This is a genomic window from Microvirga sp. GCM10011540 (assembly GCF_042650665.1).
In the GTDB taxonomy this organism is placed as follows: domain Bacteria; phylum Pseudomonadota; class Alphaproteobacteria; order Rhizobiales; family Beijerinckiaceae; genus Microvirga; species Microvirga lenta.
Genome location: NZ_JBHSBQ010000005.1, coordinates 274,089 through 298,307, shown reverse-complemented (window position 1 = coordinate 298,307; position 24,219 = coordinate 274,089). Strand labels below are relative to the sequence as shown.

Annotated in this window: 22 protein-coding genes; 7 read left to right on the top strand and 15 right to left on the bottom strand. The window is 66.8% G+C overall.

Annotated features, from left to right (window positions below):
* Nucleotides 1-22 precede the first annotated feature (22 nt).
* The 3 genes from cobT to ACFOYU_RS02055 form a co-directional block, all read right to left on the bottom strand.
* Complete coding sequence (gene cobT, locus ACFOYU_RS02065) at nucleotides 23-1,915, bottom strand: cobaltochelatase subunit CobT (RefSeq protein ID WP_377032238.1); 1,893 nt, start codon at nucleotides 1,913-1,915, stop codon at nucleotides 23-25.
* Nucleotides 1,916-2,032: 117 nt separating this feature from the next.
* The gene (gene cobS / locus ACFOYU_RS02060) at nucleotides 2,033-3,022 is read right to left on the bottom strand and encodes a cobaltochelatase subunit CobS (RefSeq protein ID WP_226737711.1); all 990 of its coding nucleotides are present in this window, start codon (nucleotides 3,020-3,022) and stop codon (nucleotides 2,033-2,035) included.
* Nucleotides 3,023-3,151: 129 nt separating this feature from the next.
* Entirely contained in the window at nucleotides 3,152-3,781 is a 630-nt protein-coding gene (locus ACFOYU_RS02055) for a J domain-containing protein (RefSeq protein ID WP_226737713.1), read from the bottom strand.
* Between the two features lie 89 nt (nucleotides 3,782-3,870).
* Between ACFOYU_RS02055 and ACFOYU_RS02050 the strand changes: the two genes are divergently transcribed.
* Complete coding sequence (locus ACFOYU_RS02050; protein WP_226737715.1) at nucleotides 3,871-4,137, top strand: BolA family transcriptional regulator; 267 nt, start codon at nucleotides 3,871-3,873, stop codon at nucleotides 4,135-4,137.
* 16 nt (nucleotides 4,138-4,153) lie between these two features.
* Here the strand turns inward: ACFOYU_RS02050 and ACFOYU_RS02045 are convergent, their stop codons facing one another.
* Nucleotides 4,154-5,320 carry an acetyl-CoA acetyltransferase gene (locus ACFOYU_RS02045; protein WP_226737717.1) on the bottom strand — a complete coding sequence of 389 codons (1,167 nt, stop codon included), beginning with the start codon at nucleotides 5,318-5,320 and terminating at the stop codon, nucleotides 4,154-4,156.
* A gap of 170 nt (nucleotides 5,321-5,490) precedes the next feature.
* On the opposite strand from ACFOYU_RS02045, the gene ACFOYU_RS02040 reads away from it, so the two are divergent.
* Nucleotides 5,491-6,069 carry a TIGR00730 family Rossman fold protein gene (locus tag ACFOYU_RS02040; protein WP_226737719.1) on the top strand — a complete coding sequence of 193 codons (579 nt, stop codon included), beginning with the start codon at nucleotides 5,491-5,493 and terminating at the stop codon, nucleotides 6,067-6,069.
* A 64-nt stretch (nucleotides 6,070-6,133) separates the two neighbouring features.
* On the opposite strand, the gene ACFOYU_RS02035 is transcribed toward ACFOYU_RS02040, so the two are convergent.
* Nucleotides 6,134-7,036, bottom strand: a complete 903-nt coding sequence (locus tag ACFOYU_RS02035) for an EamA family transporter (RefSeq protein WP_226737721.1) — start codon at nucleotides 7,034-7,036, stop codon at nucleotides 6,134-6,136.
* 194 nt (nucleotides 7,037-7,230) lie between these two features.
* Here ACFOYU_RS02035 and ACFOYU_RS02030 point away from each other — a divergent pair, with 194 nt between their 5' ends.
* The 3 genes from ACFOYU_RS02030 to ACFOYU_RS02020 all read left to right on the top strand — a co-directional run bounded on the left by ACFOYU_RS02030 (nucleotide 7,231) and on the right by ACFOYU_RS02020 (nucleotide 10,778).
* Nucleotides 7,231-8,589: a D-alanyl-D-alanine carboxypeptidase family protein gene (locus ACFOYU_RS02030; protein WP_226737723.1), complete on the top strand. Its 1,359-nt coding sequence runs from the start codon at nucleotides 7,231-7,233 to the stop codon at nucleotides 8,587-8,589.
* Between the two features lie 130 nt (nucleotides 8,590-8,719).
* The gene (locus ACFOYU_RS02025; protein ID WP_226737725.1) at nucleotides 8,720-9,628 is read left to right on the top strand and encodes a DMT family transporter; all 909 of its coding nucleotides are present in this window, start codon (nucleotides 8,720-8,722) and stop codon (nucleotides 9,626-9,628) included.
* Between the two features lie 4 nt (nucleotides 9,629-9,632).
* Nucleotides 9,633-10,778, top strand: a complete 1,146-nt coding sequence (locus tag ACFOYU_RS02020) for a CobW family GTP-binding protein (protein ID WP_377032237.1) — start codon at nucleotides 9,633-9,635, stop codon at nucleotides 10,776-10,778.
* Here ACFOYU_RS02020 and ACFOYU_RS02015 read toward each other — a convergent pair.
* Genes ACFOYU_RS02015 through ACFOYU_RS02005 form a run of 3 tightly spaced genes read right to left on the bottom strand, consistent with a single transcriptional unit; the run spans nucleotide 10,768 to nucleotide 13,437 of the window.
* On the bottom strand, nucleotides 10,768-11,538 hold the full coding sequence (locus ACFOYU_RS02015; RefSeq protein ID WP_226737729.1) for an ABC transporter permease: 771 nt from the start codon (nucleotides 11,536-11,538) through the stop codon (nucleotides 10,768-10,770). The genes ACFOYU_RS02020 and ACFOYU_RS02015 overlap by 11 nt on opposite strands.
* Before the next feature lie 8 nt (nucleotides 11,539-11,546).
* Nucleotides 11,547-12,338: an ABC transporter ATP-binding protein gene (locus tag ACFOYU_RS02010; protein WP_226737731.1), complete on the bottom strand. Its 792-nt coding sequence runs from the start codon at nucleotides 12,336-12,338 to the stop codon at nucleotides 11,547-11,549.
* 58 nt (nucleotides 12,339-12,396) lie between these two features.
* Complete coding sequence (locus ACFOYU_RS02005; protein WP_377032236.1) at nucleotides 12,397-13,437, bottom strand: ABC transporter substrate-binding protein; 1,041 nt, start codon at nucleotides 13,435-13,437, stop codon at nucleotides 12,397-12,399.
* 292 nt (nucleotides 13,438-13,729) lie between these two features.
* Between ACFOYU_RS02005 and ACFOYU_RS02000 the strand changes: the two genes are divergently transcribed.
* A complete protein-coding gene (locus tag ACFOYU_RS02000; protein WP_226737735.1) occupies nucleotides 13,730-14,737 on the top strand; it encodes a TerC family protein in 1,008 nt (335 codons plus the stop codon).
* A gap of 58 nt (nucleotides 14,738-14,795) precedes the next feature.
* Here the strand turns inward: ACFOYU_RS02000 and ACFOYU_RS01995 are convergent, their stop codons facing one another.
* The gene (locus ACFOYU_RS01995; protein WP_377032235.1) at nucleotides 14,796-15,257 is read right to left on the bottom strand and encodes an Lrp/AsnC ligand binding domain-containing protein; all 462 of its coding nucleotides are present in this window, start codon (nucleotides 15,255-15,257) and stop codon (nucleotides 14,796-14,798) included.
* 111 nt (nucleotides 15,258-15,368) lie between these two features.
* Between ACFOYU_RS01995 and putA the strand changes: the two genes are divergently transcribed.
* Nucleotides 15,369-18,467 carry a bifunctional proline dehydrogenase/L-glutamate gamma-semialdehyde dehydrogenase PutA gene (gene putA / locus ACFOYU_RS01990; RefSeq protein ID WP_377032234.1) on the top strand — a complete coding sequence of 1,033 codons (3,099 nt, stop codon included), beginning with the start codon at nucleotides 15,369-15,371 and terminating at the stop codon, nucleotides 18,465-18,467.
* A gap of 11 nt (nucleotides 18,468-18,478) precedes the next feature.
* Here putA and ACFOYU_RS01985 read toward each other — a convergent pair whose 3' ends face one another.
* The 6 genes from ACFOYU_RS01985 to ACFOYU_RS01960 form a co-directional block, all read right to left on the bottom strand.
* Nucleotides 18,479-19,000: a 2'-5' RNA ligase family protein gene (locus ACFOYU_RS01985; RefSeq protein WP_226737741.1), complete on the bottom strand. Its 522-nt coding sequence runs from the start codon at nucleotides 18,998-19,000 to the stop codon at nucleotides 18,479-18,481.
* A 38-nt stretch (nucleotides 19,001-19,038) separates the two neighbouring features.
* Entirely contained in the window at nucleotides 19,039-19,440 is a 402-nt protein-coding gene (locus ACFOYU_RS01980; RefSeq protein ID WP_377032233.1) for a F0F1 ATP synthase subunit epsilon, read from the bottom strand.
* Between the two features lie 113 nt (nucleotides 19,441-19,553).
* Entirely contained in the window at nucleotides 19,554-21,008 is a 1,455-nt protein-coding gene (atpD, locus tag ACFOYU_RS01975) for a F0F1 ATP synthase subunit beta (RefSeq protein ID WP_226737744.1), read from the bottom strand.
* 22 nt (nucleotides 21,009-21,030) lie between these two features.
* The gene (locus ACFOYU_RS01970; RefSeq protein ID WP_377032232.1) at nucleotides 21,031-21,903 is read right to left on the bottom strand and encodes a F0F1 ATP synthase subunit gamma; all 873 of its coding nucleotides are present in this window, start codon (nucleotides 21,901-21,903) and stop codon (nucleotides 21,031-21,033) included.
* Nucleotides 21,904-21,940: 37 nt separating this feature from the next.
* A complete protein-coding gene (gene atpA / locus ACFOYU_RS01965; protein ID WP_226737748.1) occupies nucleotides 21,941-23,470 on the bottom strand; it encodes a F0F1 ATP synthase subunit alpha in 1,530 nt (509 codons plus the stop codon).
* Nucleotides 23,470-24,042 (bottom strand): F0F1 ATP synthase subunit delta, encoded by a 573-nt coding sequence (locus ACFOYU_RS01960; protein WP_377032485.1) that lies wholly within the window; start codon nucleotides 24,040-24,042, stop codon nucleotides 23,470-23,472. Before ACFOYU_RS01960 ends, atpA begins: the two co-directional genes overlap by 1 nt.
* Between the last annotated feature and the right edge of the window lie 177 nt (nucleotides 24,043-24,219).

The following is a 24,219-nucleotide window of genomic DNA, read 5'->3' as shown; positions in this document are numbered from 1 at the left end:
AGGAGCGAGCGCCGGCTCAGCCTCAAGCGAAGGCTCTGCGCCGGGGAGCGCGCGTCGCCTGCGGCGGGTTCTCCTCGAAGAGCTCCGCGAGCTTCTCGGTCATGACGCCGCCGAGCTCCTCCGCATCGACGATGGTCACGGCGCGGCGGTAATAGCGCGTCACGTCGTGTCCGATGCCGATGGCGATGAGCTCCACCGGAGAACGGGTCTCGATTTCCTCGATGATGAAGCGCAGGTGCCGCTCGAGGTAGTTGCCCGGATTGACCGAGAGGGTCGAATCGTCGACCGGCGCGCCGTCGGAGATCACCATCAGGATGCGCCGCTGCTCGGGCCGGCCGAGCAGGCGCTTGTGCGCCCAGTCGAGCGCCTCGCCGTCGATGTTCTCCTTGAGCAGACCCTCGCGCATCATCAGGCCGAGGTTCTTGCGCGCGCGCCGCCAGGGCGCGTCGGCCGACTTGTAGATGATGTGGCGCAGGTCGTTGAGGCGGCCGGGATTGGCGGGCTTGCCGCCCTGCAGCCAGGACTCGCGCGCCTGACCGCCCTTCCAGGCCCGGGTGGTGAAGCCGAGGATCTCCACCTTGACGCCGCAGCGTTCGAGCGTCCGGGCCAGGATGTCGGCGCAGGTGGCCGCCACCGTGATCGGACGGCCGCGCATGGAGCCGGAATTGTCGAGAAGCAGCGTCACCACCGTGTCGCGGAAGTTGGTGTCCTGCTCCTGCTTGAAGCTCAGGGGCTGGAACGGGTCCATGACCACGCGCGGCAGACGTGCCGGATCGAGGGACCCCTCCTCCAGATCGAACTCCCAGGCGCGGTTCTGCTGGGCCATGAGGCGGCGCTGCAGGCGGTTCGCCAGCCGGCCGACCACGCCCTGGAGATGGGCGAGCTGCTTGTCGAGATAGGCGCGCAGGCGCGTCAGCTCGTCGGAATCGCAGAGATCCTCCGCATGGATGACCTCGTCGAACCGGGTGGTGAAGGGCTTGTAATCCGGTCCGCGGGCTTCGTTGTGGCGGGACGGGGGCCGCCAGGCCTCGGCGGCATTCTCGGAATCGGCCTCCTCGGCCTCCTCCGGCATCTCCCCGGTGGGGCCGTCCGAATCCTCGGTGGCGCTGTCCTCCATTTCGTCGGTGGCGTCCTCGCTCACCTCCACCTCGGCGCGGTCGCCCTGGGCTTCCTGCTCCGATTCGCCCTCGCCCTGCTGCTGGTCCTGATCGGACTCGTTCTCCTCCTCGCTCTCGTCGTCCTCCGGGTTGAGGGCCGAATCGTCGGCCATGTCCAGGGAGGAGAGGAGCTCGCGGATGGAGCGGGCGAAATCGCGCTGGCTTTCGATGTTCTTGAGCAGCCCGTCCAGGTCGCGGCCGGCGCGATCCTCGACGAAATCGCGCCAGAGCTCGACGATCTTCGCCGCCGCCGGCGGGGGCCTTTCGCCGGTCAGGCGCTCGCGCACCATGAGCGCGACCGCATCCTCCAGCGGGGCATCGGCGCGGTCGGTGATGTCCTCGTACTTTCCGCCGCGATGGTAGCGGTCCTCGAGCATCGCCGTGATGTTGGAGGCGACGCCCTTCATGCGGCGCGAGCCGATGGACTCGACCCGGGCCTGCTCGACCGCGTCGAAGACCGCACGGGCGGCCTGGCCCTCCGGGGCGAGCCGGCGGTGCAGGACCGCATCGTGGCAGGCGAGGCGCAGGGCCATGGCATCCGCATTGCCGCGCAGCACCGCCACGTCCTGGGTGGTCAGCCGCCGCGGCGGTTCCGGCAGGCGGGCCTTGTCGCCCATGAGAGCCGGACGGTCGGACGCGAAGGTCACCTCGAGATCCGGCTTGCGGGCAATCGCCTTCATGGCGCCGGCGATGGAGCGCTTCAGCGGCTCCGCCGGCGCTTCCTTCTTCTCACCTGGCTTGCGGTTCGAGATGGACATCTCATTCCTTTACCCGTCATCCCGGCCGGAGCGTAGCGACGAGCCGGGATCGCCTAAACCAGCGAAGCTCCCATACGATCCCGGGTCGCGCCCCGCGGGCGCGTCCGGGATGACACTTTACGACAGCGCCACGTTCACGGCGCTTTCCGGCAGGTCCTTGCCGAAGGAACGCTGATAGAACTCGGCCACGAGGGGCCGTTCGAGCTCGTCGCACTTGTTCAGGAAGGTCACCCGGAACGCGAATCCCGTATCGCCGAAGATCTCGGCGTTCTCGGCCCAGGTGATCACCGTGCGCGGGCTCATGACGGTCGAGAGGTCGCCGTTCATGAAGGCGCTGCGGGTGAGGTCGGCCACGCGCACCATCTTGTTGACGATGTCGCGGCCCTCCGGGCTGTCCTGGTAGTGCTTGGCCTTGGAGAGGACGATGTCCACCTCCTTGTCGTGCGGCAGGTAGTTCAGGGTCGTCACGATGGACCAGCGGTCCATCTGGCCCTGGTTGATCTGCTGCGTGCCGTGATAGAGGCCGGACGTGTCGCCCAGGCCCACCGTGTTGGCCGTCGAGAAGAGCCGGAAGGCCGGGTGAGGCCGGATGACCCGCTTCTGGTCGAGGAGCGTGAGCTTGCCCGACTGCTCCAGGATGCGCTGGATCACGAACATCACGTCGGGACGGCCCGCGTCGTATTCGTCGAACACGAGCGCCACGTTGTTCTGCAGGGCCCAGGGCAGGATGCCGTCCTGGAAGGCGGTGACCTGCTTGCCCTCCTTGAGCACGATGGCGTCCTTGCCGACGAGGTCGATACGCGACACGTGGCTGTCCAGGTTGACGCGCACGCAGGGCCAGTTCAGCCGCGCGGCCACCTGCTCGATATGGGTCGACTTGCCGGTGCCGTGATAGCCGGTGATCATCACGCGGCGGTTGCGGGCGAAGCCGGCGAGAATGGCGAGCGTCGTCTCCCGGTCGAAGAGGTAGTCCGGATCGAGATCAGGCACATGCTCCTCGGCTTGGGAAAAGGCGGGAACCTCCAGATCCGAGTCGATTCCGAAGACCTGTCGCACGGACACTTTCATGTCCGGAGTTTGGGTCACTGTCTCGGTTGCTGCCGTCATTGGGGCCTCTCGGTCGGATTTGGAACGTTTCGTTTCTAACTTTGCCAAGGACTTCATATCGCCCGTGGCGCGATGGCGCAATTTCTCAAGTGCTCAACAGGGTTGCGTTATACGGGATTCGGCGCTTTCTCAGCACAGGCCCGCGGACTTGAGGACGTCATGCGCCTTGATGATGTCGCGCAGACGCTCCTCGAAGGAGCGGTCGCCGCCATTGGCATCCGGATGGAACTGCTTCACGAGCGCCTTGTATTGGGCCTTGATGGCCGGTCCCTCGGCGGTCTCGTCGAGGCCGAGCACGTCGAGCGCGCGGCGCACGGCGCCCGTGTAGCGGGGCTTCTTGGGCTCGGCCGGCGCCCGGCGCTGGCGCCCCTGGCGGAAGTCCTCGCCCCGCAGGATTCCCAGCGGATCGAAATAGGCCCATTCCCGGGCCTCGCCCTTGGCTTCCGCGCCCTCGCTCTTGCCGGACGCGTTCACGCCCATGGCCCAGGTCGGCCGATGGCCGATGATGGCGTCCTTCTGGTAGGCCGCCACGGCGGTGTCGGACATGCCGGCGAAGTAGTTGTAGGATGCGTTGTACTCGCGCACGTGCTGAAGGCAGAAACGCCAGTACTGCCCCTCGTGGTCGCGCCCCTTCGGCGCCCGATACTGCCCCTCCGCCTTGCAGGCCGGATGTTCGCAGACGGGTCCCTTGGTCTCGCGCGGCTCGTCGCAGGACGGCTTGATGCGGATGCGGTCGAAAAGAGGCGAATTGAGATCCATGATACAGCGATTATGAGTGGCCTGAGGCCCCTAGCCAAGGCCTCAGCGCTTTTCGCCGCAGACCCGTTCAAAAAGGTTTACTACAAAACATGACCCTTGCCGCTTGGATCACGCAGGAATTGCAGAACCGCCTTCATCCCGCGGAGCTGACCGTCACGGACGAGTCAGAGCAGCATCACGGACACGCCGGGTGGCGCGAGGGGGGCGAAACTCACTTCCGTATTCATATCGTGTCGGAGGCCTTCATCGGCAAGAGCCGGGTCGAGCGCCACCGCCTCGTCAACGAGGTGCTGAGCGGGGCATTCGACCGGGGCCTGCACGCCCTCGCCATCCAGGCGAGAGCGCCGGGGGAATAGGGCGACGGATGCGGGATTACTTGATCCGCTCGAGCACGCTGACGTAGTTCGCCACCGCCGCGCCGCCCATGTTGAAGATGCCGCCGAGAACCGGGTTCCTCACCTGGATCCCGCCGGCCTCCTCGCAGAGCTGCATGGCCGAGAGCGCATGCATGGAGACGCCGGTCGCGCCGATCGGATGACCCTTGGCCTTGAGGCCGCCGGAAGGGTTCACCGGCAGCTTGCCGTCCCGGTTCGTCCAGCCCTCCTTGACCGCGACGGCGCCCTGTCCGGGAGCCGTCAGCCCCATCGCCTCGTATTCGATCAGTTCGGCGATGGTGAAGCAGTCGTGAGTCTCCACGAAGGAGAGGTCCGTGAGCTGGATTCCGGCCTGGTCGAGCGCCCGGCGCCAGGCTTCCGCGCAGCCCTCGAACTGGATGATGTCGCGCTTCGACATGGGCAGGAAGTCCTGCGCATGGGCCGTGGCCCGGAAGGCGACCGCCCGGGGCATGCGCAGGGCCGTCTCCGTGTCGGCCAGAACGAGCGCCGCCGCGCCGTCCGAGACGAGGGAGCAGTCCGTGCGCTTGAGCGGGCCCGCCACGAAGGGGTTCTTGTCGCTCTCGGCCCGGCAGAAGTCGAAGCCGAGATCCTTGCGCATCTGCGCATAGGGGTTGTCGACGCCGTTCTTGTGGTTCTTCGCGGCGATCATGGCGAGCGCGTCGGACTGGTCGCCGTAACGCTGGAAGTAGCGTCCGGCGATCTGGCCGAAGACGCCGGCGAAGCCGCCCTTGGTCTCTCCGTCCTCGGGCAGGTAGGAGGCCTTGAGCAGGATGTTGCCGATCTCCGGCCCTGGGGTGCGCGTCATCTGCTCCACGCCGACCACGAGCACGGTGCGGGCGCGCCGGGCCTCGATGGTCTTGATGGCCTGATGCACCGCCGCGGAGCCCGTGGCGCAGGCATTCTCGACCCGCGTCGCCGGCTTGAAGCGGAACCTGTCGCTCGCCTGGAACACCAGGGAGGCCGTGAAGTCCTGAGCCGAGAAGCCGCCGTTGAAATGGCCGAGGACCACCTCGTCCACATCCTCGGCTCCCAGGCCCGCATGGTCCAGCGCCTCGTTGGCGACGCGGACGATAAGGCTCTCGACGCTCTCGTTGTCGAGCTTGCCGAAGGGGGTGTGGGCCCAGCCGACGATGCAGGCGGTCATGGAGGTTTCCTCGCGAATCTCTTTATCTGAAAGGGAAGATGGGGCCGTTTGGGAAAGGCAGCAAGGGAGGGCTTCCGGGCCCTGTGAAAAGTTCGCCGGAAGCCCTCCGGAACGGCTTGCCCGGGCTTGGCCCTTCATGGTCCAAAGGGCGCCTTCCAATGAGGTTTCCCATGCGTCTTTGCGTGTTCTGCGGCTCCAGCGCGGGCCATGATTCGTCCTATCTCGATGCGGCGAAGGCCCTGGGCGCGGCCTTCGCGGAGCAGAAGATCGACCTGGTCTATGGCGGCGCATCGGTCGGCCTGATGGGGGCGGTGGCGGATGCGGTCCTGGCCGGGGGCGGGAACGTGATCGGCGTGATGCCCCAGGCTCTCGTCGACAAGGAGATCGCCCATAAGGGCCTGAAGGATCTCAGGATCGTCGGCTCCATGCACGAGCGCAAGGCGCTGATGGCGGAACTCTCCGACGGTTTCGTCGCCCTGCCCGGCGGGCTCGGCACCTTCGAGGAGCTGTTCGAGGTCTGGACCTGGGCTCAGCTCGGCTATCACCGCAAGCCCTGCTCCCTTCTCAACGTGAGCGGCTTCTACGACAAGCTGGCAGGCTTCCTCGACGACGTGGTGGACAGGGGCTTCGTCAAGCCGATCCACCGCGCCATGCTGATCGTCGAGCGGGAGCCGGACGCCCTGATCGAAGCCATCCGGTCCTATCGACCGCCGGCGGTCGACAAATGGATCAAGGCGGGCGAGCGATGACCGGCATCGTGCCGGTCCGATCCGCTGGGGCCTTCCGAAGGTCCCCGAACGGAGCCGCTTAACGTCAGCGCTGCGACAGCAGGAGCATGGCGACGCCGCCGAGGATGAGCCCCATTCCGGCCAGCTCCCGGCGGGTGGTGGTCTGGGCCATGAAGCGGTGGGACACGGCCTGCGCCATCAGCACCTCGACGAGAGCGAGGGTGCGGACGTTGGCGGCCGTGGTCAGGGCGAAGCCGATGAACCAGAACTGGGAGGCAAGCGCCCCCAGGAAGCCGGCGCCGAGAGACGGGCGCCAGGCCTCGAAGCTCGCAAGAAGCGCCTTGCGGTCGAACAGGCCGAGCCAGAGAAGCAGCATGGCCGTCTGCAGCCCGAGCCCCCAGACCAGGGTCGTCGTCGCCCGCATCAGGAAGGACCCCTCCGGAAGGGACAGGATCGCACCGCGGAAGCCGATGGCGGCAAGGGCGAAGAACGCTCCCGCCGCAATGCCGGCGATGACCGGCCGCAGGCCTGCCGAGGCCAGGCCCGTGCCCGGCTTCACCGACATCAGGAGAACGCCGGACGTGGCGATGAGGATCGCCAGGGCCATGGTGGGCGTCAACGGATCGCCGAGCAGCACGAGGCCGAACAGGGCCACCTGGACGGGCTCGGTCTTCGTGTAGGCCGTCACCACCGAGAAGGCGCGCTCGCGCATGGCGGACAGCATCAACGCCGTTGCCAGGATCTGCGTGGCGGCCCCGCCGAGAACGTAGAGCAGGAAGGTCGCATCCGGCGCGGGCACGGATTCGCCCGTCGCGAACCTCGCTCCGGCGAGCGCCAGAAGCGCGAAAGGAAACCCATAGAGGAACCTGACCTGGGTCGCGCCCACGGTCCCGATCCGCTCCGTCAGGCGGCGCTGCGTCGCGTTACGGCCCGTCTGGGCCGCGGCAGCGGCCAAGGTCACGGGAATCCAGAGAAGGGATAAATTCATGGATTGATCTTCAAAGCGCGCGGCTCTTGCCACTCTCTTGCCATGGAATCCCTTAGAAAGGGTGGATATTCATGAACAATAAGCCGTTCTGACCCTGGTCATAACTGGGGCGCAGGACTAAAAATAGCCTAGCTGGCGCAAGCGGGTCCGTCGGACTCCCCTCTGCCACAATCGACTTCATGGAGCCGTTCCGTATGAACGCAAGCCGAGCCATCCGTATGACCGTCCTGGCCTTCGCCGCTCTCGTGAGCGGGGCAGCCTGGGCCAGTACTCCGGCTCTCGTCGTGGAAGTTGAGTCCGGCCGCGTCCTCCACGCGGAGCGGGCGACCGATCCCTGGTATCCGGCTTCGGTCACCAAGCTGATGACCACCTATGTGGCGCTCGATCAGATCCGCAGCGGCCAGGCCAGCATGGACAAGCTTCTGACCGTCTCGGAAAGCGCGGCGTCGCAGCCGCCGTCCAAGATGGGCTTCAAGCCGGGCACCCAGATCCGCCTCGACAATGCGCTCAAGATCATCATGGTCAAGTCGGCGAACGATGTCGCCGCGACCATCGCCGAAAACCTCGGCGGCTCCATCGACGGCTTCTCCGAGCTGATGAATGCGACGGCGCAGCGCCTCGGCATGAGCAGCAGCCATTTCGCCAATCCTCACGGGCTGCCCGACGAGCGCAACCAGACCACGGCGCGCGACATGGCGATCCTCGCCCGCGCGCTCCTGCTCGAATTCCCGGATCACCAGGACCTGTTCCATATCGGCGCCATCCAGTTCGGCCGCCGGATCATGCGCAACACCAACGGCCTCATCGGCCGCTATCCCGGCGCGGACGGCATGAAGACCGGCTTCATCTGCTCCTCCGGCTTCAACGTGGTCGCCACCGCCACCCGCAACGGTCGCCACCTGATCACGGTGGTGTTCGGCGCGCCCTCCGCCAACGAGCGCACCATGAAGGCTGCCGACCTGTTCGACCGCGGCTTCAACAGCTCGGTCAACTTCACCAATCCGACGCTGACGGCCCTGCCCGCCTCGTCCCTCCAGACGCCGCCGGACCTGCGCCCCGTCATCTGCGACCGGCGCGGCCCCCTGCCGAAGGAAGAGGACAGCCCGACGACCGTGGCGGAGGAGAACACGAACACGCCGAACCTCTTCTCGTCGGACGTGATGGCCTATGCGGGAACGACGAAGCCCATGCGCACGACCCTCGGCCCGCGTTCCGCCGTTCAGCCGGAGCGGGTTTGGGTCGGCCTGACGCCTCCCTCGGAGAGCGAGCTCGCTGCCGAAGCGGCCAAGGAGAAGGCCGCCGAGGAGGCTCAGAAGGCCAAGACCAAGAAGAAGGCTGCCCCGGCCAAGAAGTCTACCAAGGCCGCCGCCAAGCCTGCCGCGGAAAGCGACGACGCCGGCGAGGAGAAGGCGCAGGCCAAGGGCAAGGACGAGCCGCGGGCCAGCGTCAGCCTGAAGCCGGTGACGGGCGAGGGCAAGAGCGCCACCAAGGCGGGAGCCAAGGCACCCCAGAAGGCGGATGCTTCGACGAAGTCCAAATCGTCCAAGAACTGATCCTCAGAACCGACACGCGGAACCGGGCGAACTCCCAAGAAAGGGATCGCCCGGTTTCTTCTTGGGCGGAGGGCCCTTGCAATCGGCTGCAAACCGCGCGAACGGTGCGGCCCCCAACCCGGTTGCCGCGATGACCCATCCAGCCTCTCCCGCCCACGGTATGCTTTTCGCCCTCGGCTCGGCGACCTTCTACGGCCTCAACATCGTCTATGCCCGGATGGCCTCGTTCGCGGGCGCGAGCGGATCGGCCATCGTGGTCTACCGCGTGTTCCTGATGCTGCTGCTCGTCGGGATCGCCGCCGTCGTCCTGCGGCGTTCCCTGGCCACGGCCCGGGAGGAGCGGGGCACCCTGGCCCTCCTCGGGGTTTCCACGGCCCTCGTGGGCGTCTGCTATCTTTCCTCGGTAGCCTACATCCCGGTCACGGTGGCCGCGGTGGTGTTCTACACCTTTCCGATCTTCATCGTTCTGGCGAGCCCCTTCGTCGAGGGCACCAAGCTCACGCCGGCCCTGCTGGCGGTGGTGGCCGTGGCGACGATCGGCGTCGTCATGGTGGTCGGCCCCGCCTTCGGCGACCTGGACTGGCGCGGCCTCGCCCTCGCCTTCGCGGCCAGTCTCGCCACGGCCACCCAGTTCTTCGCCGCCGCCCGCTGCCGCCGCACCGGCGTCGTGGCGAAGGTGTTCTGGATCCACGTCCTGGTCCTGCCCACGGCAGCCCTCATCGCCCTCGCGGCCGGCCAGCTCGACCCGCCCTCCACCCTGACGGTGGCGCCCTACGCGGTCGGCATGACCATCGGCGGCTATCTGATCGGCTTCATGCTGCAGTTCCTGGCGCTCGGGCGCATCACGGCGGTGGCCGCCGGCATCATCTATTGCACCGAGCCGGTCGTGGCGGCCGTGTCTTCGGCGGTCATCCTGGGCGAGACCCTGGACGTCCTCCAGATGGCGGGCGGCACCCTGGTGCTGTCCGCCATCATCGCCAATGTCCTGCTGGAGCAGCGCCGCCACAGGGGCGCGCCCATCGTTGCCATCGCGGATTGACCCCATGACCGACCCACGCACCCCTCCCGCTCCCCTTCCGCTGACGATCCTGACGGGCTTCCTGGGCGCGGGCAAAACCACCCTCCTGAACCGGCTCCTTCAGGATCCGGCACTCCAGGACACGGTGGTCATCATCAACGAGTTCGGAGAGATCGGGCTCGACCATCTCCTCGTCGAAACGGTGGACGAGGGCATGGTGCTGCTGTCCGCGGGCTGCCTCTGCTGCACCGTCCGGGGCGACCTGATCGCCACCCTGGAGGACCTGCTGCGCAAGCGCGACAACGGCAGGATCGCACCCTTCCGGCGCGTGATCATCGAGACCACCGGCCTCGCCGATCCGGCTCCGATCCTCCATGCGGTGCTCTACCATCCCTACCTGTCCATGCGCTACGCGGTCGAGGGCGTGGTGACGGTGATCGACGCCGTGAACGGAGCCGCGACCCTCGATGCCCATCGGGAGGCCCTGAAGCAGGCGGCGGTCGCGGAGCGGATCGTCCTGACGAAGACGGACCTCGTCGAGGACCGGGAGAGCATCGCACGCCTGCGCGAGCGGGTGCGCCAGCTCAACCCGGGCGCCACGATCCTCGAAGCCGATGCGCCCGCCGAGGCGATCATCGCGGGCGGGCTCTTCGATTTCGAAGGCAGGATCGCCGACGTGCGGGAATGGCTGAAGGCCGAGGCGGTCGAGGAGGCCGAGCGGGAAAGCCATGCCCATCAGCACGGGCACCATCACCACGGCCATGGTCACCACCACCATCATCACCACCACGACGTGAACCGGCACGACGAGCGCATCCGCGCCTTCTGCCTCACCAGCGACCGGCCGATCCGCCAGGGCACCCTCGACATGTTCCTGGACCTCCTGCGCTCGTCTCAGGGAGCCAAGCTCCTACGGGTGAAGGGTCTCGTGGCCCTCGCCGAGGACCCGGAGCATCCGGTGGTGATCCACGGGGTTCAGCACGTGATCCATGTGCCGGCGGTGCTGCCGCGCTGGCCGAGCGAGGACCGGCGCAGCCGCCTGGTCTTCATCGTGGACGATCTCGAACGGGAGGTGGTCGACAAGCTCTGGAACGCCTTCCTCGGCAATCCCGGCATCGACCAGCCCGACGCCGCGGCCCTGTCCGACAACCCGCTGTCGCTCAGGCGTTAGCCATCTGCGAGCGCTGCGCCCAGCCGGTCATCGACTGCTCGATGAGCGCGGTGATCACGTACATGATGACGCCGAGCACCGCGAGGACCACCAGGGCGGCCCAGACGAGGGGAACCTCGAAGGCGGCCGAGGCCCGGGTGAGAAGATTGCCGATGCCCACATTCGAGGCGTTCTGCTCGCCGATGACGGAGCCCACATAGGCGAGCGTGATCGCCACCTTCAGCGAGCCGAAGAAATACGGCATCGCCCGGGGCAGGCCCACCTTCATGATGATGTCGCGCTTGGAGGCGCCGAGCGCCCGCAGCACGTCCTCCATCTCGGGCTCCACCGTCGAGATGCCCGTCGCCACGTTGACCACGATGGGGAAGAACGAGATCAGGAAGGCCGTCATGACCGGGGGCACCCAGCCGACGCCGAACCAGAAGACGAGGATGGGCACCACCGCGACCTTGGGGATGGAGTTGAAGCCCACGAGGAGCGGATAGGTTCCGGCGTTGATGAGCCGCGAGGCGCCGAGCGCCATGCCGAGCAGGAGGCCGAAGACGACGGCGAGGCCGAAGCCGGCGATCGTCATCCACAGCGTGTGCATGGCGTGATAGGCGAGCTGGTTCCGGTAGTCCCAGATCGCCTCCAGGATCGTCGAGGGCGCCGGCAGGATGAAGCTCGAGACGTCGAGGACGCGGCAGACGATCTCCCACAGGGCGAAGAAGCCGACGGTGAAGATCCAGGGGGCAAGGGCGAGCTGACGTTTGGTCGACATGGGCAACCTCAGGCCGCCATCCGCGCCTGCGCGATGCGGCCGCGCAGCTCGTGAACGAGGGCCGAAAATTCGGGCGTGTAGGTGATCTCGAGATCGCGGGGCCGGGGAAATTCCACCTCGCGCTCGGCGACGATGCGGCCGGGCCGGGCGCTCATGCAGAAGATCCGGTCGGCAAGGAAGGCCGCCTCGCGCAGATCGTGGGTCACGAGGATGACTGTCACCCCCTGCGCCGCGTGCAGGTCGCGGATCACGCACCACAATTCCTCGCGGGTGAAGGTATCGAGCGCCCCAAAGGGCTCGTCGAGCATGAGGAGCTTGGGCTCGTGGATCAGCGCGCGGCACAGGGAGGCGCGCTGCTGCATGCCGCCCGAGAGCTGCCAGGGATATTTGTGCCCCTGGCCCTTCAATCCCACCTGGGCCAGCAGGGCCTCGGCCTTGGCGACATACTCCGCCTTGTGCTTGCGCAGCCGCGAGCGGTGCGGCTGCACGATCTCGAGCGGCAGGAGGATGTTGTCGAGGGTGGTGCGCCAGGGCAGCATGGTGGGGTTCTGGAAGGCCATGCCGGCGAGCTTCACGGGAGCGCCGACCTGCTTGCCGTCCACGATCACGGTTCCCTTCCTGGGAAACTGAAGGCCCGTGGCGAGCTTCATGAGGGTGGACTTGCCGCAGCCCGACGGACCGACGATGGCGGCGAACTCCCCTTCCTGGATCCGGATGTTGAGGTTCTCGACGGCCGGAACGCCGTCCTCGGCCCGCGCATAGACGTGGGTCACGTCGTGAATGTCGACGAAGGTCTTCATGAGGATCTGTCAGCCGGAGAAAGAAAGGGCCGGATCGCTCGCGCGACCCGGCCCGGGCTCAGTTCACTTTCCTCTGGTCGGCGGGAGGAAGAAACTCGTCGGTGAAGATGTCCTCCGCCTTCGGCTTTTGCTTGTAGTTGAAGGTCAGCCCGATCTGATCGAGGGACTTGGCGAACCGCTCCTTGTCGATCCCGCCGAAGCCGTTCTCCTTCACCCAGGGCGTGATCATGTTCTGATCCAGCACCATCTTGAGGCGCTCCAGCTCCACGTCCTTCTTGGCGACGTCGTTGCGCTTGAGGACGGCCTCGACCGCGGCGGCCGGGTCCTTGATCGTATCCTGGACCCCCTTCATGATCGCGCGCAGCAGGCCCTTGACCGCCTCCGGCTTCTCCCTGGCGAACTTCTCGGAGACGATGACCGCGTTGCCGTAGAGATCGACCCCGTACTCGCTCATGGGCAGGACGACGATGTCGTCCGCCGGCACGCCGCGGGACTTCAGGTTGATGTAGGACGACATGGCGAACCCGAAGACCGCGTCGACCTCGCCCTGGGCCAGCATCGGCTCGCGCACCGGGAAGCCCACATTCTCGAACTTCATGCTGGAATCGTCGATGTTGTTGACCGACTTGAAGATCGGCCACTGGGCATAGGCGCCGTCTGCCGCAGGCGCGCCGAAGGTTCGGCCCTGAAGGCTCGAAATGTCCTTCGTGATGCCGCGGCTCTTGCGTCCGATGATCGCGAAGGGCGGCCGGTCGTACATCATCATCACGGCCTTGATGCCGGAATCCGGGTTCTCGTCGCGGAACCGCACCAGGGAATTGATGTCGCCGAAGCCGGCATCGTAGGTGCCCGAGGCCACCCGGGAGATCGGCTCACGGGAGCCGGCCGCCGGGTCGATGGTCACGTCGAGGCCCTCTTCCTTGAAGTACCCCTTTTCGAGCGCGACCGCGAAGGGAGCCGCCGGCCCCTCCCAGCGCCAATCCAACGTGAACCGCACCGGCGTCTGCGCCTGGGCTGCGACCGAGCCGAGAAGCATGGCCGCGCCTGCCACCACGCCCCTGATCCACCATCCGGCTCCTGCCGAACCATCGAAAACCATTACCGCTACCTCTGTTCTTGCCGTCGTCGTCGGGAGATCGGAGGCCCTGAGGACCGCCGAGGGTCCGCGCCGTCCGGGTTCATAAGTCCCGCTCATGCAAGCAGAATTGCACCGCACGTCAAGGCATCCGCTGAACAAGAAAACGACATCGGCTGCTCAAGTTGGGGTCTTGACGCCCAAAACGGTCGTCCCTACCTGCACCTTATCGGTGACCGGGCCCCTCTGACGGGACGCGACATGCGCCCGTGATGTCGGAGCCGATGCTCGTGAAACAGCAATCATAGGTCCGGTTATGCCAGAATTCCTGCTCATGGAATGGCTGGGAAAGCCCGTCTGGATGTGGACGGCCTTCCTGAGCCTTGTCGTCTTTCTGCTCGCCTTCGATCTCGGCATCCTCAACAGGAAGGATAAAGAGCTCGGCGTGAAGCAGAGCCTCCTGCTTTCTGCCTTCTATATCGGCATCGCCGTGCTCTTCGGCGCCTACATCTGGTGGGCGTTCGAGGCGGGCCTCCTGGTCACCCAGGATGGAAGCCATGCCGGCATCGCCTACTTCACCGGCTTCTTCATCGAGAAGTCGCTCTCGATCGACAACGTCTTCGTGATCTCGCTGATCTTCAGCTATTTCGCGATTCCGAGGAAATACCAGTACCGCGCCCTGGTCTGGGGCATCATCGGCGTCATCGTGCTTCGCGGCATCATGATCGCGCTCGGCGCGGCGCTGGTGCAGGAATATGCGTGGCTTCTCTATGTGTTCGGCGCGTTCCTGATCATCACGGGCATCAAGATGCTGATCGTGCCCGAGAGCGATCCCGACATCGAGAAGAACCCCGTGGTGCGCTTCCTGCGCAAGCACATGCGGGTGACCGACCGGCTCCACGAGCAGCACTTCTTCGTGCGGGAGCCCGATCCGAAGACCGGCAGGCTCGTCACCTGGGCGACGCCGCTCTTCCTCGCCCTCGTGGTGATCAACATCGCCGACCTGATCTTCGCGGTCGATTCGGTTCCGGCGATCTTCGCCATCACCACGGACACCTTCGTGGTCTACACGGCGAACATCATGGCGATCCTCGGCCTGCGCGCCCTCTACTTCGCCCTGGCCGCGATGGTGCACCGGTTCCACTACCTGAAATACGCGCTGGCGCTCGTGCTCGTCTTCATCGGCGGCAAGATCTTCTGGAACCAGCTCGTGGGCAAGCTGGACCCGACGATCTCCCTGAGCGTCACGCTCGCCCTGATCGCCGGCGGCGTCGTCTTCTCCCTCTGGAAGACGAAGAACGAACAGGCGGCCATCACGGGCTAAAGCGCCCCAACGATGCGACCAAGGAAAAGGCGGCGAAAGCCGCCTTTTTCGTTGCCGGTCAGACCGGCAGATCCCCGTCGCTCTTGACCTCCTCCATCACCGCGTAGGTGCGGGTCTCCTTGACGCCCGGAAGCGCCAGGAGGGTCTCGCCGAGAAAGCGGCGGTAGGCCGCCATGTCGGCGACGCGGGTCTTGACCAGGTAGTCGAACCCCCCGGCCACCATGTGGCACTCCAGAACCTCGGGCGCGCGCCGCACGGCCTCGGCAAATTTCTCGAACACATCCGGCGTGGTCTTGTCGAGAGAGACCTCGACGAAGACCAGAAGCTCCAGCCCCAGGCGGTGCGGATCGAGCCGCGCCCCGAACCCGGCGATGTATCCCTCCCGCTGCAGACGCTTCATCCGCTCGCTGGTCGAGGTCGGAGACAGGCCCACCTTTTCGGCCAGATCCACGGCGGCGATCCGGCCGTCGCTCTGGAGGAGCTTCAGGATCTTTCGATCTATTCGGTCGATCTCTGGCATTTTTCACGGATCTTCAGCTGTTCTGCCGCGCAATCTAAGGCAAGGCGGCGATTATTGCTATCGAATCACGGTTGCCTGCCTCCTATATTCTCCGGAGTTCCGGAGAACGTCATGAGCCTGAAGCCCGCCGACCCCGTGCCCTTCAACCCACCTTATGCGGAGGCCGACGAGGCCATCGCCGCCCGCCTCCTCGCCGGCTCGCGCCTGTCGGCGGAGCGGGAGAAGCGGATCGACCACCGCGCCACGCGCCTGATCGAGGCGATCCGCGCCAAGGGCGGGGGCCTGGGCGGCGTCGAGGAGATGCTGCGGGAATACGCGCTCTCCACCAAGGAGGGGCTTGCGCTGATGGTGCTGGCCGAGGCGCTGCTGCGGGTGCCCGACGCCGCCACCGCCGACCGGTTGATCGAGGACAAGCTGGGACAGGGCAATTTCGCCGGTCACGAGGCGAAGTCCGACGCCTTCCTCGTCTCGGCCTCCGCGTGGGCGCTCGGCATCACCGCACGGGTGATCCAGCCGGGCGAGACGCCGGAAGGGATTTTGCGCCAGCTCACCAAGCGGCTGGGCCTCCCCGCCGTGCGCACGGCGACACGCCAGGCCATGCGGGTGATGGGCAACCACTTCGTGCTCGGCCAGACCATCGAGGAAGCCCTGAAGCGGGCCGGGTCTGCCAAGGGCCGGATCTATCGCTATTCCTTCGACATGCTGGGCGAAGGCGCCCGCACGGCGGAGGACGCGCGGCGCTACTACGACTCCTATGCCTCCGCCATCGACGCCATCGGCCGCTCCGCGGGCAACGAGCCGCTGCCGAACCGTCCGGGGATCTCGGTCAAGCTGTCCGCGCTCCACCCGCGCTACGAGGCCACGAGCCGCGAGCGGGTCATGCGCGAGCTCGTGCCCCTCGTGGTCGAGCTGGCGCAAAAGGCGAAGTCCTACGACCTCAACTTCACCATCGACGCCGAGGAGGCGGATCGTCTCGAATTGTCTCTGGAGGTCATCGAGGCCGTCCTGGCCGATCCGTCGCTGGCCGGCTGGAGCGGCTTCGGCCTCGCGATCCAGGGCTATCAGAAGCGCGCCGGCGCCGTGATCGACGCCATCGCGGCCATGGCCGAGCGCTATGACCGGCAGATGATGGTGCGCCTCGTGAAGGGGGCCTATTGGGACACCGAGGTGAAGCGCGCCCAGGAGCGGGGGCTCGACGATTATCCGGTCTTCACCCGCAAGGCGATGACGGATCTCAACTATATGGCGTGCGCCGAGAAGCTGCTGGCGCTTCGCCCGCGCATCTATCCGCAATTCGCCACCCACAACGCCCTGACCGTGGCCTCGATCATCGAGCGGGCCGGCGGTCGCGACGGCTACGAGTTCCAGCGCCTGCACGGCATGGGCGAGGCGCTCTATGGGCGCCTGCTCGAAGACGAGCCGGGCCTCGCCTGCCGCGCCTATGCGCCGGTCGGCGGCCACCGGGATCTCCTGGCCTATCTGGTGCGGCGCCTGCTGGAGAACGGGGCGAATTCGTCCTTCGTGTCGGTGGCGGCGGACCCGTCCGTGCCGGTCGAATTGCTCCTCAAGCGCCCGGCCGACATCATCGTGTCTGCCGATCATGCCCGGCACCCGAAACTGCCGCTGCCCCGCGACCTCTACGGCCCGGAGCGCGCCAACTCGAAGGGCGTGGAATTCGGCCACCAGGCCGCTCTCGATGCCCTGCTCGCCGAGATCGCCAAGGGGGCACGGCAGACCTACAGGGCGGAGCCGCTGATCGACGGCAGGGCCGCTTCCGGCGAGACGCGCCCGGTGGTGAGCCCCATCGACGGCACGACAATCGTCGGGCAGGTGGTCGAGGCCTCGCCCGAGACCGCCGACAGGGCGATGGCTGCCGCAGGGGCCGGGTTCCCCGCCTGGAGCCGCACGGATGCGCCGGCTCGGGCGAAGGCCCTGATGCGCGCGGCCGACCTCCTGGAGACCCGCCGCGGCGCCCTTCTTCATCTCCTGCAGACGGAGGCCGGCAAGACCCTCGACGACGCTCTGTCGGAGGTGCGCGAGGCGGTCGACTTCTGCCGCTATTACGCGGTTCAGGGCCGCTCCCTCTTCGGGCCCGGCGAGGCGATGCCCGGCCCCACGGGAGAAAGCAACGTGCTGCGCCTGCGCGGGCGCGGGGTGTTCGTGGCGATCTCGCCCTGGAACTTCCCTCTGGCCATCTTCCTCGGGCAGGTGACGGCCGCGCTCATGGCGGGAAATGCGGTGGTGGCGAAGCCTGCCGAGCAGACGCCCCTGATCGCCGATTTGGCCGTGCGGATCCTGCACGAGGCGGGAATTCCGAAAACGGCGCTTCATCTGGTGCCGGGCGACGGCCGCGTCGGCGCGCGCCTCGTGGAGCACAGGGATGTCGCGGGCGTGGTCTTCACCGGCTCGACCGAGGTGGCGCGGATCATCAACCGGACCCTCGCCGGCAAGGACGCGGCCATCGTGCCGCTGATCGCCGAGACCGGCGGCATCAACGCCATGATCGTCGATGCCACGGCTCTTCCCGAGCAGGTGGCCGACGACGTGACGATGTCGGCCTTCCGGTCCGCCGGGCAGCGCTGCTCGGCCCTGCGCCTGCTTTGCGTGCAGGAGGACGTGGCCGACCGCATGATCGAGATGATCGCCGGCAGCGCCCGCGAGCTGAAGCTCGCCGATCCCCGTGAGATCTCCACCCATATCGGACCGGTCATCGACCGGGAGGCGAAGGAGAAGCTGGAAGCCCACGTGAACGCCATGAAGCGCGCGGCGAAGGTGCATTATGCTGGCGAAGCGCCGGCTGCCGGCACCTATGTGGCGCCGCATATCTTCGAGCTGAACAAGCCGCACGACCTGGCGGAGGAGGTGTTCGGTCCGGTCCTGCATGTGGTCCGCTATAAGGCGGGCCGCCTCGCCGAGGTTCTCGATGCCATCGACGCCTCGGGATACGGACTGACGCTCGGCGTCCATTCGCGCATCGATGCCACCGTCGAGCAGGTGGTCGAGCGCCTGTCGGTCGGCAACGTCTACGTGAACCGCAACATGATCGGCGCGGTGGTGGGCGTGCAGCCTTTCGGCGGGCACGGCCTGTCGGGCACGGGCCCGAAGGCGGGCGGGCCGCACTATCTTTTGCGCTTCGCCACCGAGCAGACCGTGACGATCAACACGGCGGCGGCGGGGGGCAACGCCAACCTGATCGCGATGGGGGAGTAGCCCTCCCCCCCTCAGGCCTTCGCGGGCGTGAAGGGACAGGTCCGGAGATGCTCCCATGGGCCGCCCCGATAGCGCCAGAGGTGGAGGCCTTCCGCCTCGATGGTGAAGGGCGTAAACGCGGCCTGGAGGCGCGTGAGCAGCGCGCGGGCCTGCTCGGGATCCACCTTGTTCTGGACCGTGATGTGCGGTTGGTGCTTCTGGCGGTCCTGAAGGGTGAGCCAGAGCGCCCATTGCCTGGCGAGGCCGAGGCGGAGCTGCGCAAGCGTCGGAGACGCGAGGGTATAGGCGACGCCGCGGCCGAGGGAGCGGAGGCCCGTGACCTCGAGCGGGAATGGCGGCTGGGCTGCGGCCGCTTCCGCGACGGCGGCCAGGACCGCACCTTCCTTGTCGGCCGGAAGCTTGTGGAAGAGCGTCAGGTGCGCCGGGATATGGTTTCGCTCGGGCGGAAAATGGCGCTGCCGCTGCGCCTGGAAGAAGGCGAAGGACGGCTCGTCGATGGCGAGCGTCAGAATGAGCGGCGCGTCGGGCGTCATGGCAAAGAAAAACCCGGCTGGGCCGGGTTGTTTCAGGATCAGAAGTTCAGGGCCGCCTTGGCCTCGCGCAGCTGGGCGACCGCCGATTCGGCCGCGTGCTTCGCGGCGGGATCGTTGGTGGCGTCGTACTGCATCTCGGCCTGGAGGATCTCCCGGTCCAGGATTTCCTGGGTCAGCTCCTCGGCCGGCAGGGCGCGCTCGGCGAGGACGGTGAGGCCGTTCGGGTTCACGTCGGCGAAGCCGCCGCGCACCAGGACGCGCCGGCCGTTGCCGGGCGTGTCGGTGATGATGAGGAATCCCGTCTTGAGGGTCGTCATCATCTGGGCGTGACCGGCCAGGACCGTCATCTCGCCGTCGGAGGCGGGCAGGATCACCGCGTCGACCTGGCCTGAGAACAGCACACGCTCAGGGGAGACGAGTTCGAAGTTGAAGGTCGCCATCTTAGCTCTTCGTCATCCTGTCCGCCGCGGGGCGCGGCACGGGATTGCTTGGGGAGTTCGGTCGTCGGAGAACCCGGAGCGCGCGAGGCGCTCCGGGAATGTCTTGTGCAGGCTTATGCCGCTTCGGCGGCCAGGCGCTGGGCCTTCTCGACCGCTTCCTCGATGGTGCCGACCATGTAGAAGGCCGCCTCGGGAAGGTGATCGTACTGGCCGTCGACCAGACCCTTGAAGCCCTTGATGGTGTCCTCGAGGGACACGAGCTTGCCGGGGGAGCCGGTGAAGACCTCGGCCACGTGGAACGGCTGGCTGAGGAAGCGCTCGATCTTGCGGGCGCGGGCCACGGTCAGCTTGTCCTCTTCCGAGAGCTCGTCCATGCCCAGGATCGCGATGATGTCCTGGAGCGACTTGTAGCGCTGCAGGGTCGACTGGACGCGGCGGGCCACCTCGTAGTGCTCCTCGCCGACGACGCGGGGGTCGAGCATGCGCGAGGTGGAGTCGAGCGGGTCCACGGCCGGGTAGATGCCCTTCTCGGCGATCGAACGCGACAGCACGGTCGTGGCGTCGAGGTGGGCGAAGGAGGTGGCCGGGGCCGGGTCGGTCAGGTCGTCGGCGGGCACGTAGATGGCCTGCACCGAGGTGATCGAGCCCTTGGTGGTGGTGGTGATGCGCTCCTGCAGGGCGCCCATGTCGGTCGACAGGGTCGGCTGGTAGCCCACGGCCGAAGGAATACGGCCGAGAAGCGCCGACACCTCGGAGCCCGCCTGGGTGAAGCGGAAGATGTTGTCCACGAAGAACAGCACGTCCTGGCCCTGGTCGCGGAAGTTCTCGGCGACGGTCAGTCCGGTGAGCGCGACGCGGGCGCGGGCGCCCGGAGGCTCGTTCATCTGGCCGTAGACGAGGGCGCACTTGGACCCGGCGGCCGAACCGGCCTCGCGGGGATCCACGTTCACCTTCGACTCGATCATCTCGTGATAGAGGTCGTTGCCCTCGCGGGTGCGCTCGCCGACGCCGGCGAACACGGAGTAGCCGCCGTGGGCCTTCGCGACGTTGTTGATGAGCTCCATGATGAGCACGGTCTTGCCGACGCCCGCGCCGCCGAAGAGGCCGATCTTACCGCCCTTCGCGTAGGGAGCGAGCAGGTCGACGACCTTGATGCCCGTCACGAGGATCTGGCCCTCGGTGGACTGCTCGGCGTAGGACGGGGCCGGCTGGTGGATGGCGCGGAGGCTTTCGCCCTCGATCGGGCCGGCTTCGTCCACCGGCTCGCCGATGACGTTCATGATGCGGCCGAGGGTGGCGGTGCCGACCGGAACCGAGATCGGGGCGCCCGTGTCCGTGACCTCCTGGCCGCGGACGAGGCCCTCGGAGGTGTCCATGGCGATGCAGCGGACGGTGTTCTCGCCGAGCTGCTGAGCCACTTCGAGCACCAGACGGCTGCCGCCGTTCGTCGTCTCGAGAGCGTTCAGGATCTCCGGCAGGTGGCCTTCGAACTGCACGTCGACGACGGCGCCGATGACCTGCGTAATGTGACCGGTCGCTTTACCGGCAGTGGTAGCGGTGTTGGCCATGATTGGCTCCTCTCGGATGTCGTCAGAGCGCCTCGGCGCCCGAGATGATTTCGATCAGTTCCTTGGTGATCATCGCCTGACGGGACCGGTTGTAGGTCATCGTCTGCTTCTTGATCATTTCGCCCGCGTTGCGGGTCGCATTGTCCATGGCGCTCATGCGCGCGCCCTGTTCGGAGGCGGCGTTTTCCAGGAGCGCGCGGAAGATCTGCACGGTCAGGTTCCGCGGCAGGAGCGTCTCCAGGATCTCGCCTTCCTCGGGCTCGTACTCGTAGACGGCGTCCGAGGCGGCGCCCGTGGCTTCGATCTGCGTCGGCACGATCTGCTGCGCGGTCGGGATCTGAGCGATGACGGAGCGGAACTGGGAGTAGAACAGGGTCGCCACGTCGAACTCGCCCTGCTCGAACAGGCCGAGCACCTTCTGGGCGATCATGTCCGCCTGTTCGAAGCCGATCTGGCGCACGGAGCGCAGGTCGACGAACTCGATGATCTGCTGGGAGAACTGGCGACGCAGGATGTCGTAGCCCTTCTTGCCGACGCAGATGATCTTGACCGTCTTGCCCTCGGCGATGAGCCGGGTGGCATGCTCGCGGGCGAGACGGGAGATGGAGGAGTTGAAGGCGCCGCAGAGCCCACGCTCCGCGGTGCACACGATCAGCAGGTGAACGCGGTCGGAACCGGTGCCGGCCAGGAGACGCGGCGTCTCGGGCCCGACGGTGATGCCGGACGCGAGGTTGCCGAGCACTTCGGCCATGCGCTGCGCGTAAGGACGCGCGGCTTCCGCCGCGGTCTGCGCACGGCGCAGCTTCGCGGCGGCCACCATCTGCATGGCCTTGGTGATCTTCTGCGTCGCCTTGACGGAGGCGATGCGGTTACGAAGGTCTTTTAAGCTCGGCATCGAGCGGCCCTACCCTCTCCGGTATCCCGGCTGGATCTTACGAGAACGACTTGGCGAAGGACTGGACGACGTCCTTGAGCTTCGCTTCCGTGTCGCTCGACAGGTCCTTCGAGGCACGGATGGACTCGAGGATGTCGGCGTGCTTGCCGCGCAGCAGGCTGAGGAGACCGTCCTCGAAGGCGCGCACCCGGTTGACCGGAAGCTGATCGAGGTAGCCGTTCACGCCGGCATAGATCACCGCGACCTGCTCTTCCATCTTCAGCGGCGAGAACTGCGGCTGCTTCAGGAGCTCGGTCAGGCGCGAGCCGCGGTTCAGCAGGCGCTGGGTCGTGGCGTCGAGGTCGGAGCCGAACTGGGCGAAGGCCGCCATCTCGCGGTACTGGGCCAGCTCGCCCTTGATCTTGCCGGCGACCTTCTTCATCGCCTTCGTCTGGGCCGCGGAGCCCACGCGGGACACCGAGAGGCCGACGTTCACCGCCGGGCGGATGCCCTGGTAGAACAGGTCCGTCTCAAGGAAGATCTGACCGTCGGTGATCGAGATCACGTTGGTCGGGATGTAGGCCGACACGTCGTTGGCCTGGGTCTCGATGACCGGCAGGGCGGTGAGCGAGCCGGCGCCGTTGTCGTCGTTGAGCTTCGCGGCGCGCTCCAGCAGGCGGGAGTGCAGGTAGAACACGTCGCCCGGATAGGCCTCGCGGCCCGGCGGACGGCGCAGAAGCAGCGACATCTGGCGATAGGCGACGGCCTGCTTGGAGAGGTCGTCGTACACGATCACGGCATGCATGCCGTTGTCGCGGAAGAACTCGCCCATGGCGCAGCCCGAGAAGGGAGCCAGGAACTGCATCGGGGCCGGGTCCGAGGCGGTGGCCGCGATGATGATGGAGTACTCCAGCGCGCCGTTCTCTTCGAGCGCCTTCACGAACTGGGCCACCGTGGAGCGCTTCTGACCGACGGCCACGTAGACGCAGTACAGCTTCTGCGACTCATCGTTGCCCTGGTTCAGCGGCTTCTGGTTCAGGATCGTGTCGAGGGCGATGGCGGTCTTGCCGGTCTGGCGGTCGCCGATGATCAGCTCGCGCTGGCCGCGGCCAACCGGGATCAGGGCGTCGATGGCCTTGAGGCCGGTCGCCATCGGCTCGTGCACCGACTTGCGCGGAATGATGCCGGGGGCCTTCACGTCCACGCGGCGGCGCTCGGTCGACTGGATCGGACCCTTGCCGTCGATCGGGTTGCCGAGGGCGTCGACGACACGGCCGAGCAGGCCCTTGCCGACCGGCACGTCCACGATGGCGCCCGTGCGCTTCACGGTCTGGCCCTCGGCGATCTCGCGGTCGGAACCGAAGATCACGACGCCGACGTTGTCGGTCTCGAGGTTGAGGGCCATGCCGCGCACGCCGCTCTCGAATTCGACCATCTCGCCGGCCTGGACGTTGTCGAGGCCGTAGCAACGGGCAATGCCGTCGCCGACGGACAGGACCTGACCGACTTCGGTGACCTCGGCCTCGGTGCCGAAGTTCTTGATCTGCTCTTTGAGGATCGCGGAGATCTCAGCGGCTCGAATGTCCATCAGCGGACCTCTTTCATCGCTAGACGAATGGAATTGAGTTTGGTGCGCACCGAGGCATCCACCATGCGGGAGCCCATCTTCACGATGAGGCCGCCGATGAGGCTCGGGTCGATCCTGACGTCGACGGAGACGTCAGCCTTGGCGACGTCGCGCAGCGCCGCCTTGATTTCGTTCAGCACGCCGTCGGAAGGCGTCTCGGCGAGAATGACCTGCGCCCGGACGATGCCTTTTGCGTCCGAGACCCGATCCTGGTAGGCGCGGATCATGTCGGGAAGGGCGAAGAGGCGGCGCTTGGAGGCGACCAGCCGGATGAAGTTGCCGGCCAAGCCGGAAATGCCGGCCCGGTTCAGAATGGCATCGACGGCGCCCGACTGTTCTTCCGCCGTGAAGATGGGGTTGCGGATCAGGCGCTGCAAGTCCTCGCTGCCCTGGATCAGCTCGTTGAAGCGGCCGAGGTCGTCGGCAACGGCATCGACGGCATTCGATTCCCGAGCGAGCTCGAAGAGCGCCGTGGCGTAGCGTAAGGCTACGCCCGACAGGAGAGGTCCTTCATTCGAACCGCTTTGCGCCACGTCAATCGTCTCTCTCAAATCCTAAGGGTCTCAAACCGGCAGTCCGTTGGGGGCTGTCGGGAAACCCGTCAGGTCGGTGGAAATGAGCCAAAGCGGGACGTCTCTCCGCCCGTCAGGCGGGGGTGCACTAGCATGGGTTTTCCGCAGGCGCAAGGAGAGCTAGGCCCGGTGCGGCCG